Source organism: Streptomyces sp. NPDC001315, from assembly GCF_042896175.1.
Classification (GTDB): Bacteria; Actinomycetota; Actinomycetes; order Streptomycetales; family Streptomycetaceae; genus Streptomyces.
This window is the reverse complement of the sequence record NZ_JBIAWZ010000003.1, coordinates 316512-335236: the sequence shown is the minus strand read 5'-3', so window position 1 is coordinate 335236 and position 18725 is coordinate 316512. Positions and strand designations below refer to the sequence as shown.

The window sequence follows — 18725 nt, the reverse complement described above, 5'->3', positions numbered from 1 at the left end:
GCGTCAGGCGGGACGGATGTTCTCCGCCTGCGGGCCCTTCTGACCCTGCGTAATGTCGAACTCCACCTTCTGGCCTTCCTGAAGCTCACGGAAGCCCTGGCTGGCGATGTTCGAGTAGTGGGCGAAGACGTCCGGACCGCCGCCGTCCTGCTCAATGAACCCGAAACCCTTTTCCGAGTTGAACCACTTCACGGTTCCGGTAGCCATACACATTCTCCTTCAGGGCCGTACCGGAGGTGTCACACCGTGTGATACCTCCACGTCGCCGTGATGATTGCCCCGTCCGGGAGAGACCGGAAAATTCAGAGACACGCCGCCGAACCGGACCGGCAGTGGTGCTCGAAATGCGTTGGGAACCAAGACTGCAACTCCCTTCGACCGTAGCACGGAACCACCATCCGAGCCCGGTGTACGGACTTCTGTCGGCGTGGGACGCCGAACGCTGAATTCGCTCGTTCAGTACGGGATTCAATTTCCGTGACACGGGCCGGCGGCTTCACCGGTTCGGGGGAGGTCGGTCGCGGGAGCGGCCCGGCGACGGCCGGGGGCGGCCGAGGGTGGGACATCATTTCCCCGTCCTCATGAACCCCTTGGCAGGAAGGCGCCCTCGTGGCCTTGGACGGGATGTGCCGCCGGCCGGTGCTCGGCCTCCTCGCGATGCTGGCCACGCTCGGCGTGCTGGCGGGGTCGGCGTGCACACCGAGCGGGGAAGCGTCCCACGCCCCGGGCGCGGCGGCGTCCCACACGACGCGCGCGGCGACGTCCGCCGGGGAGCCGTCCCGCACCCCGGCCGCGCGGGCGCCCGCCGGGCCGCCGCCCGCTTTCGGCGCGTACGTCGGCTACGGCTCCGACGCCGTACGCCGGGTCGCGGGGCTCGCGGCCTGGCTCGGGCAGGCGTCGGCACCGCGAGTCGGGCACGTGTATCTGCCGGGCGACCGGTGGAGCAACATCGAGGGCGCACCCGGCTACCTGGAGCTCTGGGCGAACTGGCGCCGGGCGCGCCCGGACCGCCTGTTCGTGCTCAACGTGCCGATGCTGGAGCGCACCGAGGCAGCCCTGCCCGACCCGACGGTCCGCGCCGAGCTCCGGCTCGGCGCGGAGGGCCGCTACGACGGACACTTCCGCGTCCTGGCCGAGCGGCTGGTCCGGCTCGGCGTGCCGGACACGGTCGTCGTGCTCGGCTGGGAGATGAACGGCATCACCTACAGCCACCGCTGCGGGCCCGACCCGCAGGCGTGGCAGCGGTACTGGAGGAACATCGTCACCGCGATGCGGTCCGTGCCCGGGCAGCGGTTCCGCTTCGACTTCGCGCCCAGCCGCGGCCTGGACGCCGTCCCCTGGACCCGCTGCTACCCGGGCGACGACGTCGTCGACGTCATCGGCATGGACGCCTACGACCAGCCCCGCGGGATGTCCTTCGCCGAGCAGGTGGCGGAGCCGTACGGCCTGCGCGACCAGGTGCGGTTCGCGCGGGCGCACGGCAAGCCCGTCTCGTACCCCGAGTGGGGGCTGTACCGCAACGGCGACAACCCCGCGTACATGCGCGGCATGCTCGACTGGTTCGACCGGCAGCGGCCGCTGTACCAGTCCATCAGCGACTACTGCCCGCACGGTGTGTGGCGGTGCCCCGGTAATCCCGGGGCGTCCGCCGTCTACCGCTCGCTGATGGGAGCGAAGGGCGGGCCGCGGTGATGCCACCGGGCGTCACATGTGTACGCCGTGCCGTCGCAGCCACGGCAGCGGTGGCACCTCCGACCCCAGGTACGGGGTGACGCGCACCTCGAAGTGCAGGTGCGGGCCGGTGACGTTGCCGGTGGCGCCGGAGACTCCGACGCGCTGGCCCGCGGCCAGCTTCTGGCCGGGGCGTACGTCGATGCGGGACAGGTGCGCGTACTGGGTGAAGTACTCGTCGCGGTGCCGGATCACGACCTGGTTGCCGAAAGCGTCCCCGCAGGTGACGACGGAGACGGTGCCGGGGCCGACGGCGTACACCGGGGTGCCCGTGGGGACGGCGAAGTCCTGGCCGGTGTGGCGGTGCCGCCAGTGGGCCCCTTCGGCTGCGTACCCGGCGGACAGCCAGTAGTCGATGGTCGGCGTCCGCCAGCGGGACGTGACGCGACGGGGCTTCCCGCTCCGCTCGCCCAGCGCGCAGCCGGGCGTGGGCCCCGCCGTACCGGGCTCGGCCGACGCCAGCGCCCGCCACAGCTTCCTGCGAATAGCGATCCGACGGCGCTCGGCCACGCGCAGCTCGGTGACCGCCCGGCCGAGGGCGGCGCGGAGGGTTCGCAGGTCCGAGGTGGTGGCCGGGCCGGTGGCCAGGGCAGTGGACAGGGCGCCGGGCGGGAGGATGGTCGGACCGGCACCCGCCCCCGTCCCCCGTGGCAGCGCCGGCGCGAGCGCCAGCGCGCGTGCACGCGCACGCGCCCGAGCCCGCGCTTCCGCGTCCTTCGTCTTCGTGCGCAGGCGGGACACCTCGCCCCGCAGCAGTTCGGCACGCCGGCGGACCTTTTCGTAGGCCGCGGTCTGCCGGGCGGCGGTACGGAGCAGCCGGTCGAACGGGTCGAGGAGCCGGCCGGCGTCGGCAGGCCCCAGGCGGGCATCGTCGAGGCCGGACACGTGGCCCTCGGCGGGCGGGGCGAACAGCAGGAGCGCGACCAGCAGCGCGGCCAGGGCCACGCCGCCACGGCGCAGGAGTCGTCGGGGTCGGTCTCGTCGCATGGTCAGATCGTCGGACGCTTGGCACCCCGACCCCGCGAGGCGGCTGTCCACCCGCCCCAGGTTCCGCCCGAACGGCCCACTCCCCGGTGTGGACCGGACGGACGGCCCGGCCACCGCGCGCAGCACGCACAAGCTGTCCGGCGAGGTGAAGACGGAGTCCGGCGGGCGCTGCGGTACTGAGACCGGCACCCGTGACGAACCGGCCGTTCACGCCATCCAGAAGAAGACGGCCGTCATCCGCTTCTCCTCCAGCGTCGTACCGGAGTAACCGGTCGCGCTGTGCACGAGGTTGGCGTTGTAGAGGAGGAGGCGGTTGTACTTGTGCGGCACCTGTACGTCCTCCTCGAAGGCGTCGGGCGCGACGAACCGCGTTCCCAGCGCCTCGACGAGGTTGTTGTGCGGGGCCTGGACGACGTTGCCGCCGAGGCGGCCGCCCGGCAGTGACTGCCGGTAGAAGCTGGTCCCGCAGTCCTTGGGGACGCCGGGATTGAGGTAGAGCACGGCGGCGTACCGGCACAGGGCGCGCGAGTCGGTGTGCGGCCTGGGCGTGCTTTCGCCCTCCCCCACCACCTGTACGCAGTTGTGGTTGAGGGTGCCCCCGCCGGGCGCCCTCTGCACCCACAGCTCCCCGGCCCTGGTCGCCTTCTTCACCAGCCGCTCGACGCGGGCGAGTTCACCCGGCTCCAGCCCCGGCATGGTGCGCAGCCCGGGCCAGGTCTCCGAGGTGTACGGGTAGCCCTTGACCCAGTCGTCCTTGGCGAGACAGCGCTCGCGTACGGCGTCGACGTCCGGCAGGACATCGTCCAGGACCCAGTAGTCGCGGCCCTTGGTGGGCTTGCGGTAGGGGAGGACGGGGAGCGCGGTGGGGACGCGTCGGGGCTGTGGGGGCATGGGGCCGAATGTAGGTCCGGGCTTCGCCAGGACTCTCCCGTGAACTGGTCTGGACTCCGCCGCGAGCCGGTCAACGTTTCGTCAACCACGGCTGCCCGGCGGGTCGTTGCGACGGCTCCTTTGCCTTTTCTTTGCCAAATCTAGAGGTTGGATCCACCCCCGCGTCCGTACTCCAGTGCGTCCGACCCGCTCCCGCCCTGCCGGTGGGCGGTATCCCCGACCGGGCAGGAGACACGGTGCGCTTTTCGCGGAACGCGATGGGAACCATCTTCGTGGGCGGTGCCCTGAGCCTGACACTCGCCGCACTGGCATACCCCTCGATGCTGGGCCTCAGCACCGTGTCGAGCTCGTCCTCGCGCGTCATCGCCCAGACCCAGTGGGGACCGCTGACGGAGGCGGACCGGGACTTCGTGGTGAAGGTGCGGGCGGCCGGCCTGTGGGAGTACCCGGTCGGTCAGATCGGGCTGCAGAAGGGCCAGTCGAAGGGTGTCCTCACGGCGAGTCAGCACCTGATCGACGGGCACGCGGCACTGGACACCACCTGCCGGAAGATCGCCCCCATGCTGAACATCGCGCTCCCCAACGTGGCGAGTCCTCAGCAGCAGGGCTTCGTCAACCAGCTGAACGCGGACACCGGCAAGCAGTTCGACAGCGACTTCGCCAACATCCTGCGCATCACGCACGGCTCGATCTTCAACACGGTCGCCAAGATCCGCTCCACCACCAAGAACACCCTGGTGCGGGCGCTCGCCGACCAGGCCAACGACACCGTCCTGGACCACATCACGGTGATGGAGAAGACCGGTCTGGTCGACTTCGACCAGGCACTCTTCCAGCAGACCACCCCGCCGAAGCTGCCCTCGTCGGACCTGACCCCACCACCCCCGGCCGCGGGCCAGCCGGAGGTGGTGCTCACCCCGCCGCCGAACGCCACCTCCAGCCCGATCGCGCTTCCGACGGGAGGGTGAGCCCTCCAGGACTCCAGGACTCCGGAACTCCTGGACCAGGAACTGACCGAGCCCTACTGGGCGAGCCAGACGGTCGTGTCCGCTCCCAGCGACCGCCCGTCCCCGTCCAGCGGCGCGCTGCTGAGCAGCACTTCCCCGGGCGGCAGCGGGACCGGTGCGTCCGTCAGGTTGGTGACGCACCGCCAGCCGTCGCAGCGCGCGAACGCCAGCACCCCGGCCGGTGTGTCCTCCGCCCAGGTCAGGTCCTCGCCCTCCAGCAGCTTGCGGCGCAGCCGCAGGGCCGTGCGGTACAGCTCCAGGGTCGAGCCCGCCACACCGTCCTGTGCGGCGACGGCGTACGACGCGAAGGACGCCGGCTGCGGCAGCCAGGCACGACCCGCCCCGAAGCCGTACGACGGACCCGTGGGTGTCCACGGCAGCGGCACCCGGCATCCGTCGCGGCCCTTGCGGGCGTGGCCCGTCTGTTCCCAGATGGGGTCCTGGAGGACCTCGAAGGGCAGGTCGGCGACCTCGGGCAGGCCGAGTTCCTCACCTTGGTAGAGGTACGACGACCCGGGCAGCGCCAGCATCAGCAGGGTCGCCGCCCGGGCCCGCCGCAGCCCGGCGTCCGCGTCGACCGCGGGCGCCCGGCCGCCGGACAGCAGCCAGGCGTTCTCGTCCGTGCCCGGGGGGAGCGTCAGCCGGGAGGCGTGCCGTACGACGTCGTGGTTGGACAGCACCCACGTGGCGGAGGCGCCGGCCGTGCGGGCGGTGGCGAGGGAGTCGGTGATGACCTGGCGCAGCTCGTCCGCGTCCCATCGCGCTTGCAGATACTCGAAGTTGAATGCCTGGCCCAGTTCGTCCGGGCGCGCGTACAGCGCGCGGCGGGCGCCCGGCACCCAGGCCTCGGCGACCGCCGTGCGGGGCGGGGAGTAGGCGTCGAAGATCTTGCGCCAGTCGCGGTAGATCTCGTGGACCTCGTCGCGGTCGTAGTACGGATGGCTGCCGGGCGGCATCCGGTCGAGGGCCTCCTCGCCGGTCGCGCCGACGTCGCCGAGGTCCCGCAACGGCTCGGTGAGGTCCTTGGTGAGCGCGTGCGCGACATCGACGCGGAAGCCGTCGACACCGCGGTCGGACCAGAAGCGCAGGGTGGTGCGGAAGTCGGCGCGGACGTCGTCGTGGTCCCAGTTCAGGTCGGGCTGCTCGGCGGCGAAGAGATGCAGGTACCACTGCCCGTCCGGGACCCGTCGCCACGCACTGCCGCCGAAGACGGACTGCCAGTCGGTGGGCGGGAGTTCGCCGTGCGCGCCCCGCCCGTCGCGGAAGACGTACCGGTCGCGGGCGGCGGACCCGGGGCCGGAGCGCAGCGCCTCCTGGAACCACGGGTGCCGGTGCGAGGTGTGGTTGGGGACGATGTCGACGATCACCTTCAGGCCCAGCCGGTGCGCCTCGGCGACCATGGCGTCGAAGTCGTCCAGGGTGCCCAGGCGCGGGTCTACGTCGCGGTGGTCGGCGACGTCGTAGCCGCCGTCGGCGAGTTCGGAGGGGTAGAAGGGGCTGAGCCACAGGGCGTCGGCACCGAGGGCGGCGAGGTGGCTCAGGCGCTCGGTGACGCCCCGGATGTCGCCGAGGCCGTCGCCGTCGGCGTCGGCGAAGCTGCGGGGATAGACCTGGTAGACGACGGCCTGGCGCCACCAGTCGGGGTTCCGGGAGGAGAGGTCGGGCAGATCGGGCACGCGGTCTCCCTTTGGACGTGGTCGGGCAACTCCAGAAGCCTGTCCACATTGCCCGGAAGGCGAACGTTTTACATCGCCAGGAAGGGACCACTCCCCGTGTGGGCGTGACCGGCACCCTCGCCCGGCCTCCCCCGGGTTCCGGGGCGCCCGTGCGTCATCCCCCGTCCGCGGAACAGTGCTTGAGCAGCGCCCCCACGTCCCCGTCCACCACCCGGTACCGCACGACCCGCCCCTCCTTCTCCCCCTCCACGACCCCGGCCGCCCGCAGCAGCCGCAGCGCCTGCGACACGGCCGGGTCGTTCATGCCCGTCGCGATCGCCAGGTCGGAGACGGCCAGGGGGCCGGTGCGGTGCAGGGCCAGCAGCAGGGCGAGGCGCTTGGGGTCGGCGAGCAGGGAGAAGCGGTCGGCCCAGGTGCGGACGTGACCGGGTTCGCCGATGGCGGCGATCGCGTCGCACACCCGGTGGCCGTCGATCGTGCGGCGGTCGGCGCGGTCGGCCGGGACGAGATGCATGACGCCATCCTCGCAGGCAGCACTGTGTGATCTTGAATACCTGCGCAGGTATGCAGCTATGCAGGAGACCGCCCGCCCCCCTACGGTGGGCGGGCCGTGGTGTTCGGGAAGCCGGTGTGATGCCGGAGCGGCCCTCGCCACTGTGATCGGGGAGTTCCCGTCCCGTCCGGCACCAGCCGGGCCACTGGTCGTACGACCGGGAAGGCAGGGGCGGAAACGTACGACCCTCCCCCACTCTCGACTTCGCTCGAGCGGGAGGTACCCCCAAGCCAGGAGACCGGCCACGGCATCTCACGAAGTGATCCACGAGGTGCTGGAGCGTGAACCGGATGACCCTGCCCGACCCTGCCCCGACGTCCTTCAAGTGGCGGCGCGAGGACACCCTGAAGACAGCGGGGCTGATGGCGGTGATCGCCGCCCTGCACGTCGTCGCCTTCGGAATCCTGTTTCTCCTCGTCGTACCCGAGCACTACGAGGTCGGCAGCAAGGCCTTCGGCGTCGGCCTCGGCATCACCGCCTACACCCTCGGCATGCGGCACGCCTTCGACGCCGACCACATCGCCGCGATCGACAACACCACCCGCAAGCTGATGGCCGACGGCAAGCGGCCGGTGTCGGTGGGCTTCTGGTTCGCGCTGGGGCACTCCAGCGTGGTGGTGCTGCTCGCGCTGCTGATCGCGGGCGGCACCCAACTCGCCGGCCGGGTGATGAACGAGGACTCGCGCACCCACCAGGTCCTCGGCTTCATGGGTACGACGATCTCCGGCACCTTCCTCTATCTCATCGCCGCCCTCAACCTGGTCGCCCTGCTCGGCATCCTGAAGGTCTTCAAGGCGATGCGGGCAGGAACCTACGACGAGAAGGAACTCGAACAGCACCTGGACTCCCGCGGCTTCATGAACCGCATCCTGGGCCGCCTCACCAAGTCCGTCTCCCGCCCCGGCCAGATGTACCCCCTCGGCTTCCTCTTCGGCCTCGGCTTCGACACCGCCACCGAGGTCACGCTGATGGTGATGGCCGGCTCGGGCGCGGCGGCGGGCCTGCCCTGGTACGCGATCCTGTGCCTGCCGCTCCTCTTCGCCGCGGGCATGAGCCTGTTCGACACCCTGGACGGCACGTTCATGAACTTCGCCTACCAGTGGGCGTTCTCGAACCCCGTCCGCAAGGTGTTCTACAACCTCACCATCACCGGCCTGTCCATCGCCGTCGCCTTCTTCATCGGCACGATCGAACTGGTCGGCGTCCTCCACGAGAAGCTCGACCTGCGCGACGACGTCACCGGCTGGATCGCCGACCTGAACCTGGACAGCGTCGGCTACGTCATCGTCGGCCTGTTCGTCGTCGTATGGGCGGCGGCCGTGGCGTACTGGCGGCTGGCGAAGGTGGAGGAGAAGTGGGCGGTACGGCCCGCCGACACCACCTGAACAGCCACCCCGGGCGGCCCTGAACAGATCTCGGCCGAGCCCTGAGACGGCCGGCAGCCCCCCGTTGCCGGCCGTCCACCGCGCCCGGGTGAGGCTTACGTACCGGCGCGCCGGCACCATCCGGTCAGGGCAGAGCCGAAGTGTCCGAGCCCCGCCCGGCAGGAGTTCCCTGGCCCGGCCCAGCCGGGCCGGATGATTCACCCTCGGGGTCGGCCGCAGGAGCCCTCGGAGCGACGCTGCGCACCGTCGCCGTCCCACAGCGCGCGCTGCCCCGGCCCGCGACCCGTGGCACGATCCGCTCCGCCGGCTCGACCGCCGGCCGGGCCACGGCTGTCGCGCTCGCGCGTCGCGGGCAGGCGTGCCGCCCTGGCCGGCGCCCGCCCGCTCACCCGTACGGACCGCCGCGCTGGTGCCCCCGTACCCCTGGTGTTGCCGTGAAGGGACGGACTCCCGACACACCCCCTGGAGCCACCCCGATGACCCGCGTCCGCTCCCTTCTCGCCTCCGCCCTCTCCGCCGCCACGCTCCTGACCACGTCTGCCTGCCTGGGCGCCGCCGAGGGAGCTCCTCATGCCCCCATAGTTCCCGCCTCCTCCGCGGCCCCCTCCGCCCACGCCTCCTCCGCGTCCTCCTCCGCGCTCACCGACGCCCAGGCCCGCGCCGCCCTCGTCACGGACACCGACCTGGGCGCCCCCTGGGTCCCGACGCGTGGCGCGGCGACCTGGCGGGACGGACTGCTGAAGGCGAAGACCTCCGTGACCGAGTGCCAGCGCCTGCTCGACGCGCTCTACGCCGACGAAATCCTCGGTGCCCCCGCCCGCGCGGTGACCGGCCTCGACGACACCGACACCGAGGCGCAGCTGCGCTACCAGGTCTCCGCCCGGTCACCGGCGGCCGTGGACAGCGCGCTGGCCTGGTTGCGGACCATGCCGCAGAAGTGCGCGCGGTTCACTGCCTCGTCGACGACGGCCGCCGTACTGGACGTCCAGGTCTCCGACGAGGCGCTGCCCGAGGTCGGCGACGCCCGGCAGGGCCTGCGGGTGACGGTGGCCGCGGTGACCGGGCCGGAGGGCCAGACGCTCGACGGCGACCCCGCCACCCTCTCCCTGGACGTCGCCGCCGTCCGCGTCGGCCAGGACGCGTTCGCCCTCACCAACGGCGGGATGGGCGACGTACCGAACGACGCCACGCAGGCGGCCGTACAACTCGGCGCCCAGCGTCTGACGGAGATCCGCAAGCAGGGCCGGGCGCAGGTCTGACGCCAGGGCGTCGGTGCCGCGATCTCCTGCCGGCGGCTTCTCACAGGGGCGGCTGGGCGGGCGCCGGTCCCAGAGTCGTCGTGCCCGGCGCCGTACGGTGTCCGAGCCCCGTCCGGTACGCGTCCAGCGCCGCCTCCACCCGCCCGGTGCGGCGCAGCAGGTCGCCGAGGAGCCGGCACAGGTCGGCGAGGTCGCCGGCGGCTCCCGCCCGCTCCAGCAGGCTCAGCGCGCGCACGTAGTGCTCCTCGGCGGCCTCGGTGTCGCGGGCGTCGTCGGCGATGATGCCGAGGAGGCGGTGCGCGCCGGCCGCGTGCACGGCGCCGCGCTCGGGCGAGAGGTCGCCGAGGACGTCGTGCAGCAGGGCGGCGGCCTCCTCGGACTTTCCCCGCCGGTGCAGTACGTCGGCGAGCTCGACGGCGACCTGGCTGCTGTAGAGGGCGGCACGCTTGGCGGCGAGCATGGCGAGGGCCTCGCGCAGCTCGCCCTCCGCCCGCTCCATGTCACCGTTCTGCGCGTAGACGTAGCCGCGCATCCAGTGGCAGTTGGCGAGCTCGGTACGGATCTGCAGCTGCCGGTAGAGCTCGGCGGCCTTGGCGAGCGAGGCGTCGGCCTCGGCGAGCCGCCCCTCGGCGAGCAGGGTGCGGGCGACCGACCGGTGCATGTGGGCGACCAGGGCGGGGTCGCCGACCTGGGGCGCGAGGGCGAGGGCGAACTCGGCGGCCTGGGCGGCGCGGGCGTGGGCGCCCATGTCCATGTAGGGCCCGATGGCGGAGGCGTACAGCAGGAGCAGCGCGTCGGGGTCGTGCAGTCCGCCGCGGTTCAGCTCGTCGAGGGTGGACTCCAGCAGGTACACGGCGTAGCGGAGTTCACCGGCGAGGTAGTGGGACAGGGCCCGCCCGCGCAGCGCGGGCACCCTGGCCGGCAGCGGAGCCTCGGCGAGACACGCCTCCGCCCGCTCGAAGCAGGCCCGGGCCGTCCCCAGGTCACCGGTCTCTATCCCGCACTCACCGAGCCCCAGCAGCGCGGTGGCCTGCACTTCGGCCAGTCCCTGCGCCTCCGCCTCCGCGAGCAGGACGGAGTATCGCTCGGCCGCCTCCTCGGCCTCGCCCGTGGCGAGGGTGCGCTGGGCCTCGGTCAGCCGCAGCCGCAGATCGGTGACGAGCCGGGCGGACCGCCCGGTGGCCAGCTCCCCGAAATCGACCCCGAGCCGCTCGGCGATATGCCTGAGCGCCTCGTCGGAGGGCCGCACCCGTCCCGCCTCCAGGGTGGAAATGTAGGCAGGTGTGTACGTCGGCTCGGCCAACTGCCGCTGGGTCAGCCCGCGTTCGCTGCGCAGCCGCTGCACGCGACGCCCGATGACCTCGGGCTCGTCCCTCTCGCCCACGCCCCCGCTACCCCCAACTACCCCTGGAACTCTTGCGGTTCGACCATGACACGCCCTAGGTTAAACCGCGAGTTAAACACGCTTAACACTTCACTGTCACCCCTTGCGAGGTCGCCGTGCCCGGACCCACATCCGCGCGTTACACCAGGGGCTTCGCGGCAGCCGTGCTCGCCACGGCGAGCCTGATCCTCGCGGCGAACGCGGGACCGGCGCGGGCCGCGGAAGAGGGGCCGCGGGCAACCCGACCGCCCGCGAGCGCACCTGCCGCACCGCTCTCACGGTTCTCACCAGCCTCTTACTGACCAGTTCACCTCGATGTCAGTACCGTGACCTAATCTGCGCAGTCTGATTCCACTTTCGTTCCGGGGGGTTCGAAACACGTGCGCAGACGCACTCTTCCCGCCGCGACAGCACTCGCGGTTCTCTTCGGCTCCGTCGCGCTGGTCGCGGGCGGCGCCGGGTCGGCGGCAGCCGACTCCAGCACACTCCTGCCCCTGAAGGCGACCGGCGACATGGTCGTCGACGGGGTTCACCACCGGGTCTTCATCAGCGACCCGACCAGCGGTCAGGTCGTCGTGACCGACTACGCGGGCTCGGTCGTCGCGACCGTCGGCTCGCTGCCCGGCGTCCGCGGACTGGAACTGTCCGCCGACTCCGCCACCCTCTACGCGGCCGTGGGCGACGCCGACGCGATCGTCGCCATCGACACGGCGACCGCGACCGAGGCCCACCGCTACTCCACCGGCACGGCGGACCCGCAGTACCTCGCCGAGGCGGGCGGCAAGCTCTGGTTCGGCTACGGCGGCGCCGCCAAGGGCAACATCGGCTCGCTCGACCTCACCGGCACCGACCCGGTCGTCTCCCTCGCGCAGGCCCCCGTCAACACCTGGTACTCCGCCCCGATCCTGGAGGCCTCCGCCGGCGCCCCGGACACGCTCGTCGCGGGCGCGCCCGGCCAGAGCCCGGTCGTCCTCGCGGTGTACGACGTCTCCTCGGGCACCCCGACGCAGACCGCGTACGCCTTCGACCCGGGTGACACCGGCGGCGGCAACCTCACCGACATGGCGGTCACGCCGGACGGCCAGGACGTGGTCACGGCCAGCGGCGCCCCGTACTACCAGGCGGTCTACAAGCTCTCGGACCTGTCCAAGGACGGCAAGTACGCGACCAACACGTACCCGAACGCGGTGGACATCGCCCCGAACGGCGACGTCGCGGCGGGCACCAACTCCTGGTACGAGCCGGACGTCCACGTCTTCAAGCCGGGCACCTCGCTGCCGCTGAAGGAGTACGAGTTCGGCAGCAGCACCGGCAGCAGCGCCTCCGACACCCTCGCCGCGCGGGGCCTGGCCTGGGCGCCGGACAGCAGCAAGCTGTTCGCGGTGTCCCTCGACGGCTCGGACAACTACTCGCTGCGCGTCTACGACGACCCCACCAAGACGGCCGCCACGCTGACGGCCGACGCGCCCGCCACCGCCACCCGCGGCAAGGCGCTGACCGTCACCGGCACGCTGACGTCCACCGCCGCGTTCCCCGCGGGCACCACGGTCACCGTCACCCGCACCGACGACGAGTCCCCCGCCGGCAAGGCGCTCGGCACGGCCACGGTCGCCGCCGACGGCTCCTACTCCTTCGCCGACACCCCGCCGGCCGGCGGCACGGTGAAGTACACCGTCACCTACGCGGGCGACGCCGACCACACGGGCGCCACCGCGTCGGACTCCGTGGCCGTCGCCAAGACCGCGACCACGGTGACGCTGAACAACGCCGGCAAGGTGTACGGCTACGGCACCGACGTGACGTTCACCGCGCACCTCGGCACCACCTACAAGAACCGCACCGTGGAGATCTGGGCCGACCCGTACGGCTCCGACAAGCCCAACGCCCTGGTCAAGAAGGGCACGGTCAACTCCAGCGGCAACCTGACGGCCACGCTGCACCTGACCCGCGACACCAAGGTCACCGCGAAGTTCACGGGCGACACGCGGTACGCGGCGAAGTCGACGGCCGCCACGGTCTACACCAAGGTCAAGGTCTCGACGTCGCTCAGCGGCGCCTACAAGACCGCGTGGGCGTGGAACGCGACGTACTCCTACTTCCACAAGACCAAGGACCCGATCGTCAACACGACGATGACGGCGTACAAGGGCCGCAAGTACCAGATGCAGATCCAGGAGTTCTACAGCGGCGCCTGGCACACCACGTTCACCGAGTACTGGTCGCTCGACTCCACCGGCAAGGACTCGGTCCTCCTGGACGACACCCCGCCGACGGGCGTCCGCTTCCGTGTCCGCTCCAACTACATCGACACGAAGTCCGGTGACAACGTCAACACGACGACGTACGGCGGCTGGAAGTACTTCATCTTCACCAAGTGAGACGGCGGGCGCAGGGGCTGAGGTCGCTCACCCCTGCGTCTGCAGCTGACGCAGCTGCCGCTGGACATGTCCCAGCGCGCCCTCGCGCCGGCCGGGCACCCGGCCGCGCAGCTCCGCGAGCGCGGGCCCGAGTTCCCGGGCCCGCGCTTTGTCGCGGATCTTCCCCCACTGATGGTGGGCCCGGTCGACGGCCGCCTCCACCGCCGGCTCGTCCGGGGCCTGCCCGGCCGCCAGCCGGGTCCCGGCCACCGCGAGCCAGGTACGGCAGCTGCGCTCGGCGTCGCCCGCGAACATCGCCAGGTCCGCCCGGACCTCGGCCCAGTGCAGGGCGTCGTCGGAGGCGGGCCCCCGGGCCTGGACGGCGGCCTGCTGCCAGCGGGCGGCGAGCGCGTCGGCCTCGGCGTGCCGCCCGGACTGGACGGCGGCGGTGATGGAGGCGTGCGGATCGCCGGTCACCGGCGCGTGCGTGGCCAGCACGATGCCGTCGGCCTCCCCCTCACCGGCCAGCCTCCCCCACGCCTGCTGGTGCAGCTGCTCCAGCGCGGGCCGGTGCCCGCTGCGCAGAATCGTCGCGACCGCCTTCATGTACGTCGGCACGGCCACCGTCCGTCGCCCCGGCGGCGGCGCGACACGCCCGTAGACGGCGTTGTTGCGCCCGCAGTCGAGCGGCGCGGTGCGCAGGTGCTCCCAGGTCTCCGCGTCCGCGTGCAGGTCGAGCACGAGCGTCGTTGCGCCTGGCGCCCGCAGCCTCAGTTCGTCCCGGAACCAGTGCCAGGGGAACGCCGTGTAGCGCACGGTCGCCGGGGTGGTGCGCGCCAGCGCCAGATGGGGCAGCCGCTGGCGGCGGTCGAGCTGGAGCTGACCGGTCACGAACACGGTCAGCGGACCGGGGGCGGCCGCGGCCGCGCGCAGCCGGGTGAGCACCGCCTGCGGCTCCAGCGGGTCGGCCAGCTCGACGACGTTCGCGGTGTCCGCGCCCGCCAGCACGGCGGGCGGCACGGCCGCGAGCACGGGGAGCACGGACGCCGCGTCCACCAGACACCCCTTGCCCACGGGCGAGGCCGCGAGCAGCAGCACGGTACCGGGCATGGTCCCTCCCCTGTCGATCACCTACGGCAGCACGGTAACCGCTGCGGCTGCAAAGAGGGGCCTCAGGACTGCAAACGTCCGCGTACAGGAGTTTCGGCGGCCCTCGGGCTCGGCCGTACGGCGAAGACCGTCGTGTCGTCGGCCAGGTATCCCGCGCTGTGCCGGAGCGTGCCGTCCCGGACGAAGGCGACCAGTCGGCCGGGGTCGGCGGTGCGCGGGTCCGCGGCGACCGCGCGGGCCACCTCGTCGGCGAGCGGGTAGAACACCCCGGCCGCGTCCCGGGCCTCGGTCACGCCGTCGGTGACGAGCAGCAGGGTCTCACCGGGGGCGAGGGGCACCCGACGCACGGTCGGTGTCCCGGCGGCGCCCGCGAGGTCGCAGAGGCCGAGCGGCAGCCCGTCCCCGTCCGGCAGGGCCCGTACGCCGTCCGGCCCCACGGCCAGCGGCGGCTCGTGGCCGAAGAGGACGACCTCCACCACCGCGGGCCCGGCCACGGGGAAGCCGAGGAGCACGGCGGTGGCGAAACGGTCGCCGTCGTGCCGGCCGAGGGCCCTGGTGTGCGCGCGGTGGCGCAGCATCCGCGTCTCGAGGCGCGCGGCCACCGTCGCCAGGTCCGCCTCGTGGTACCCCGCCTCCCGGAACGTGCCCAGCAGCGCGGCCGCCGCCTCCACCGCGCCCAGTCCCTTGCCCTGGACGTCGCCGAGCAGGACCCGGGTGCCGTGCGGGCCGGGCTGGATGTCGTAGAAGTCACCGCCGACCCGGGCGTCGGTGTCGGCGGTGAGGTAGACGGCCGCGTGGTCCAGGTCGCCCCAGCCCGGGGGCATCGGGCGCAGCACGGTGCGGCGGGTGGTCTCGGCGATGCGCATCATGTGCAGCATCCGCTGTTCGCCCCGCGCCCGGATCGCGCAGGCGAGCGTGGCGAGGATGCCGCCGATGACGACGAGGATGAAGTCGGGCAGGCCGGTCTGGAACTCGTGCGGCCAGGCGCTGTCCACGACGACGTACGTGCTCAGCGAGAGCACCGCGAACACGGCCGTGCCCCACACTCCGCAGATCGCGGCGGCGATGCCGGGCACGAGCACGATCCAGGAGATCATCCGGAACTCGCCGCCGGTGTTGAAGTCGGCCACCACGATGCCGACGAGCAGCAGCAGCGGCAGCAGCCAGGCGACACTGCGGCCCCGCACGCGCAGCAGCTCCTGCCGGTGCACGTCGTCTCGCCGCCCGGCCCGGGGATACCGGACGAGCATGCGCTGACCCGGGGCGCGGTCACTCACGGTGCCCAGCGAAACATGGGGGTGGGCGCGCTGCATCTCCGCCGACTTGCCAGCGCCACTCCCCAGGTGTGCCCTGGTAGCGGGGGCGAGGAGAGAGAGGAGCGCTCTCATGGCTCATGCGGCACCCACGCCGGGAATGCGCGGATCACCGGACATCCTCGGTGAACGCGGACACATGGTCGCGAAGTGGGCGGTGCCCGTCGGACTGGGGCTCGTCTACGGCTACTGGGCCGCGGCCAACCGCCGCAGCGGCGGTCCCATCACGGGCTGGAACCTCCTGTTCGGCTTTGTGACGACGATCGCGTTCATCGCGCTGTACATCGGTGTCCGCGCGCTCGCCCCGCACATGAAGCGCGAGCAGCACGCCCTGGTGTGGACCGCGTTCGCGGGCGGTGCGTTCGGCTTCCTGTACAGCCAGACCGGCGCGAGCGTCCTGCGGTCGACGGGCATGGCGCTGGCGGTCTCGGCGGCCTGCTTCGCCGTTTTCTTCTACCGCTACTACACGCACGAGGACGCGGAGGGCCATCGCATCTCCTGATTCCGGCTCGTCCTGAACGGCGCGTGGGCCCCGGCTGTTGCCGGGACCCACGCGTTTCCCTCATCCCTCCACTCACCGGGCGACGGGGAGCCAGACCCGGTCACCCGACGAGGATCCGGACGTGTTCCAGGCCCAGGAGCAGGAACCCGAGATGCTGAAACCGTCCCTCAGAACCAGGAAACACCCGTTCGGGTGAACCCTCCACCGGAGAGCGGAGCATCCAGTTCCGCCAAGGGATCCCGGTCCGGCTCGACGCGTGCACCCATACGCAGTCACACCGCTCGCGCACCGCGCCTCCGGACCCTTCCCTGGAAGGGTGTCCCGACGACTCCGTACCGCCCTGTCGGCCGTACTGCTCGCGCTGGCGTGCCTCCTGGCGCCGTTCGGCGCGCTGGCGGCCTGGGCGGCGTACGGGCTCGCGGACACCGGCCGGTACGTCACCACGATGGCGCCGCTCGCCGCCGACCCGGACGTGCGCGAGGCCGTGGCGGACACGGTCGGCGCCGGCATCATGCGCGAGGTCGACCGGCATGAGACCGATGTGCGCCCGATGCGGGGCGCGGTGGCCCCGTTCGTGCACGAGGCGGTGCGCTCCTTCACCCGGACCCAGGCTTTCCGTACGGCGTGGGACGAGGGCAACCGGGCCACCCACGACGCCGTCCTGCAGGCTCTGAGGGGCGAGCGCGACCGCGCGGTCACCGTCGACTTCGCCCCGGTCACCGCCCAGGTGAAACGTCAGCTTGCCCACGACCATGTGCCGTTCGCGAACCGCATCCCGGTCCAGCACACCGAGGTCGCCGTCCTCGCCGCCCAGGACCTGGGCCACCTCCGGAAGGGATACCACGTGCTCGAAGTCGCCGGCTTCTGGCTCCCCGTCGCCGCCTGCGTCTTCGCCGTCACCGGCATCGCCCTGGCCGTCCACCGCCGCCGCGCGGTCACCGCGACCGCCCTCGGCACCGCCCTGGGCGGGGCCCTGCTCGGGCTCGCGGTCGCCCTGGGCCGCCGCCTGACCCTGGGCGACCTGCCCGACGAGGTCTCCCACCCGGCCGCCGGCGCGGTCTACGACGCCCTCACGTCCACGGTTCGCACGGCCGCGTGGCTTCTGCTGACCCTGGGCCTGTCGGTGGCGGCCGTCACCTGGCTCACCCGCCACCTGCACGCCCTGTACCTCGCGCGACGCCGGCAAGCGTCCGCAGCGCCCACCCCAACTCGGCCTCAGGAGCCGACGCGAGACCAAGTCTGACCGCGTCGGGGGTCCGGCCCGGGTCCACGGTGAAGGCGGGGCCCGGTGTGACGGCGATTCCGTGTGCGGCCGCGGCGGCCGTGAAGGTGTCGGCGCGCCAGGGGGCGGGCAGCTCCCACCAGGCGAAGCAGGAGTGCGGGTCGGTCCGTACGGTGAAGCCGGCCAGCTCCCGCGCGACGATCTCCTGCCGCCGTACCGCGTCCGCGCGCTTGGCCGCCACCAGCCGCTCCACCGTCCCGTCCCCGGCCCACCGCACGGCGGCCGCCAGCGCGAACCGCCCCGCGCTCCAGCCCCCGGAGCGGACCGCCGCTGCCACGGCCTCGACGCGCTCGGGCGGTACGACGAGGAAGCCGGCCGTGAGCCCCGGCGCGACCCGCTTGGAGAGGCCGTCGACGACGTGGCTGAGGCCGGGGGCACAGGCGGCGAGCGGGGTGTCGCCGGGGCGGAGGAACGACCAGATGCGGTCCTCCACCACGGGCAGCCCGAGGTCGGTCACGGTCTGCGCGATCCGCCGCCGCCTCTCGGGTGGGGTCGTGACCGACGTCGGGTTGTGCAGCGTCGGCTGGAGGTAGAGGGCGGACAGGGGAGCGGAGCGGTGGGCGGCGGCGAGTGCGTCGGGCCGGAGTCCGTCCGCGTCGGTGGCCACGGGGACCAGGGTGATGCCCAGCCGGTCCGCGATCTCCTTGACCAGCGGGTACGTCAGCTCCTCGACGCCGAGCCGGCCGCCCGGGCGGACCAGGGAGGCGAGCGCGGCGGCGATGGCCTGGCGGGCGTTGCCGGTGAAGAGCAGGTGGGCGGGGTCGGGGCGCCAGCCGGGGGTGGCCAGCAGGGCGGCCACGGCCTCGCGGGCCTCGGCGGTGCCGGTGGCGGCCGCCGGGCGCAACGCCTCGGTGAGGACGTCGGGGCGCAGAAGGGGCGCGAGGGCGGGGGCGAGGAGCTCGGACTGGCCAGGCGCGGACGGGTAGTTGAGCTCCAGGTTGACGGGCGCCGAGGTCGCGGCCTCGGTCAGCGCCCGCCCGGCGGGCCCGGCCGCGGAGGCCCGTACGAAGGTGCCGCGCCCGACCTCGCCCACCACCAGCCCGCGCCGCACGAGTTCGCCGTACACCCGTCCCGCGGTGGACCCCGCGATCCCGTGCCGCCGCGCGAACAGCCGCTGCGGAGGCAGCTGTTGGCCGGGACGCAGGCGCCCGGCGGCGATGTCGTCGGCCACGCGGTCGGCGATGCGCCGATAGTCGTCCATCCGAGCCCCCTGCTGGACCGCACTGCTGGATTGCACCGAGGGCAAAGATCTTATTGCACCGAGGAGTTGGCGCCCCTAGGGTCGAAC

The 18725-nt window shown here is 72.6% G+C and carries 17 protein-coding genes and 1 riboswitch; of the genes, 8 read left to right on the top strand and 9 right to left on the bottom strand.

The features are described from left to right. Positions 1-3 precede the first annotated feature (3 nt). On the bottom strand, positions 4-207 hold the full coding sequence (locus ACFY16_RS11960) for a cold-shock protein (RefSeq protein ID WP_351138872.1): 204 nt from the start codon (positions 205-207) through the stop codon (positions 4-6). Between the two features lie 450 nt (positions 208-657). On the opposite strand from ACFY16_RS11960, the gene ACFY16_RS11955 reads away from it, so the two are divergent. Further along, positions 658-1692 (top strand): glycoside hydrolase family 26 protein, encoded by a 1035-nt coding sequence (locus ACFY16_RS11955; protein ID WP_390647251.1) that lies wholly within the window; start codon positions 658-660, stop codon positions 1690-1692. Between the two features lie 12 nt (positions 1693-1704). Here ACFY16_RS11955 and ACFY16_RS11950 read toward each other — a convergent pair whose 3' ends face one another. Further along, on the bottom strand, positions 1705-2718 hold the full coding sequence (locus tag ACFY16_RS11950) for a M23 family metallopeptidase (protein WP_390646952.1): 1014 nt from the start codon (positions 2716-2718) through the stop codon (positions 1705-1707). A 207-nt stretch (positions 2719-2925) separates the two neighbouring features. Beyond that, positions 2926-3609, bottom strand: a complete 684-nt coding sequence (locus tag ACFY16_RS11945) for a DUF6445 family protein (protein ID WP_390646951.1) — start codon at positions 3607-3609, stop codon at positions 2926-2928. Between the two features lie 257 nt (positions 3610-3866). Between ACFY16_RS11945 and ACFY16_RS11940 the strand changes: the two genes are divergently transcribed. Beyond that, the gene (locus tag ACFY16_RS11940) at positions 3867-4577 is read left to right on the top strand and encodes a DUF4142 domain-containing protein (RefSeq protein WP_390646950.1); all 711 of its coding nucleotides are present in this window, start codon (positions 3867-3869) and stop codon (positions 4575-4577) included. 53 nt (positions 4578-4630) lie between these two features. Here ACFY16_RS11940 and ACFY16_RS11935 read toward each other — a convergent pair whose 3' ends face one another. After that, the gene (locus ACFY16_RS11935; RefSeq protein ID WP_390646949.1) at positions 4631-6292 is read right to left on the bottom strand and encodes a glycoside hydrolase family 13 protein; all 1662 of its coding nucleotides are present in this window, start codon (positions 6290-6292) and stop codon (positions 4631-4633) included. A 154-nt stretch (positions 6293-6446) separates the two neighbouring features. Continuing rightward, complete coding sequence (locus ACFY16_RS11930) at positions 6447-6806, bottom strand: ArsR/SmtB family transcription factor (RefSeq protein WP_390646948.1); 360 nt, start codon at positions 6804-6806, stop codon at positions 6447-6449. Between the two features lie 80 nt (positions 6807-6886). Next, positions 6887-7107: riboswitch (cobalamin riboswitch) on the top strand. Between the two features lie 28 nt (positions 7108-7135). Here ACFY16_RS11930 and ACFY16_RS11925 point away from each other — a divergent pair. Beyond that, complete coding sequence (locus tag ACFY16_RS11925; protein WP_390647250.1) at positions 7136-8230, top strand: HoxN/HupN/NixA family nickel/cobalt transporter; 1095 nt, start codon at positions 7136-7138, stop codon at positions 8228-8230. Positions 8231-8706: 476 nt separating this feature from the next. Beyond that, positions 8707-9489, top strand: a complete 783-nt coding sequence (locus ACFY16_RS11920) for a hypothetical protein (protein ID WP_390646947.1) — start codon at positions 8707-8709, stop codon at positions 9487-9489. A 40-nt stretch (positions 9490-9529) separates the two neighbouring features. Here ACFY16_RS11920 and ACFY16_RS11915 read toward each other — a convergent pair whose 3' ends face one another. Further along, entirely contained in the window at positions 9530-10873 is a 1344-nt protein-coding gene (locus tag ACFY16_RS11915) for a helix-turn-helix domain-containing protein (RefSeq protein ID WP_390646946.1), read from the bottom strand. Positions 10874-10989: 116 nt separating this feature from the next. Here ACFY16_RS11915 and ACFY16_RS11910 point away from each other — a divergent pair, with 116 nt between their 5' ends. Together ACFY16_RS11910 and ACFY16_RS11905 are read left to right on the top strand one after the other, a co-directional pair. Then, complete coding sequence (locus ACFY16_RS11910) at positions 10990-11175, top strand: hypothetical protein (protein ID WP_390646945.1); 186 nt, start codon at positions 10990-10992, stop codon at positions 11173-11175. A gap of 78 nt (positions 11176-11253) precedes the next feature. After that, positions 11254-13251 (top strand): YncE family protein, encoded by a 1998-nt coding sequence (locus ACFY16_RS11905; RefSeq protein WP_390646944.1) that lies wholly within the window; start codon positions 11254-11256, stop codon positions 13249-13251. A 27-nt stretch (positions 13252-13278) separates the two neighbouring features. Here ACFY16_RS11905 and ACFY16_RS11900 read toward each other — a convergent pair whose 3' ends face one another. Then, positions 13279-14340, bottom strand: coding sequence for a hypothetical protein (locus tag ACFY16_RS11900; protein WP_390646943.1), 1062 nt, complete (start codon positions 14338-14340; stop codon positions 13279-13281). Between the two features lie 62 nt (positions 14341-14402). Next, positions 14403-15590, bottom strand: a complete 1188-nt coding sequence (locus tag ACFY16_RS11895; RefSeq protein ID WP_390647249.1) for a PP2C family protein-serine/threonine phosphatase — start codon at positions 15588-15590, stop codon at positions 14403-14405. Between the two features lie 136 nt (positions 15591-15726). Between ACFY16_RS11895 and ACFY16_RS11890 the strand changes: the two genes are divergently transcribed. Next, complete coding sequence (locus ACFY16_RS11890; protein ID WP_390646942.1) at positions 15727-16155, top strand: hypothetical protein; 429 nt, start codon at positions 15727-15729, stop codon at positions 16153-16155. Positions 16156-16471: 316 nt separating this feature from the next. Continuing rightward, the gene (locus tag ACFY16_RS11885; RefSeq protein ID WP_390646941.1) at positions 16472-17398 is read left to right on the top strand and encodes a hypothetical protein; all 927 of its coding nucleotides are present in this window, start codon (positions 16472-16474) and stop codon (positions 17396-17398) included. Here the strand turns inward: ACFY16_RS11885 and ACFY16_RS11880 are convergent. Then, the gene (locus ACFY16_RS11880) at positions 17298-18638 is read right to left on the bottom strand and encodes a PLP-dependent aminotransferase family protein (protein WP_390646940.1); all 1341 of its coding nucleotides are present in this window, start codon (positions 18636-18638) and stop codon (positions 17298-17300) included. The two genes, ACFY16_RS11885 and ACFY16_RS11880, sit on opposite strands and share 101 nt — an antisense overlap. Between the last annotated feature and the right edge of the window lie 87 nt (positions 18639-18725).

Coding starts and splice junctions, on each gene's coding strand:
- ACFY16_RS11960 (WP_351138872.1), bottom strand. CDS start 207: ATGGCTACCGGAACCGTGAAGTGGTTCAACTCGGAAAAGGGTTTCGGG.
- ACFY16_RS11955 (WP_390647251.1), top strand. CDS start 658: ATGCTGGCCACGCTCGGCGTGCTGGCGGGGTCGGCGTGCACACCGAGC.
- ACFY16_RS11950 (WP_390646952.1), bottom strand. CDS start 2,718: ATGCGACGAGACCGACCCCGACGACTCCTGCGCCGTGGCGGCGTGGCC.
- ACFY16_RS11945 (WP_390646951.1), bottom strand. CDS start 3,609: ATGCCCCCACAGCCCCGACGCGTCCCCACCGCGCTCCCCGTCCTCCCC.
- ACFY16_RS11940 (WP_390646950.1), top strand. CDS start 3,867: ATGGGAACCATCTTCGTGGGCGGTGCCCTGAGCCTGACACTCGCCGCA.
- ACFY16_RS11930 (WP_390646948.1), bottom strand. CDS start 6,806: ATGCATCTCGTCCCGGCCGACCGCGCCGACCGCCGCACGATCGACGGC.
- ACFY16_RS11925 (WP_390647250.1), top strand. CDS start 7,136: ATGACCCTGCCCGACCCTGCCCCGACGTCCTTCAAGTGGCGGCGCGAG.
- ACFY16_RS11920 (WP_390646947.1), top strand. CDS start 8,707: ATGACCCGCGTCCGCTCCCTTCTCGCCTCCGCCCTCTCCGCCGCCACG.
- ACFY16_RS11900 (WP_390646943.1), bottom strand. CDS start 14,340: ATGCCCGGTACCGTGCTGCTGCTCGCGGCCTCGCCCGTGGGCAAGGGG.
- ACFY16_RS11895 (WP_390647249.1), bottom strand. CDS start 15,590: ATGCTCGTCCGGTATCCCCGGGCCGGGCGGCGAGACGACGTGCACCGG.
- ACFY16_RS11890 (WP_390646942.1), top strand. CDS start 15,727: ATGGCTCATGCGGCACCCACGCCGGGAATGCGCGGATCACCGGACATC.
- ACFY16_RS11880 (WP_390646940.1), bottom strand. CDS start 18,638: ATGGACGACTATCGGCGCATCGCCGACCGCGTGGCCGACGACATCGCC.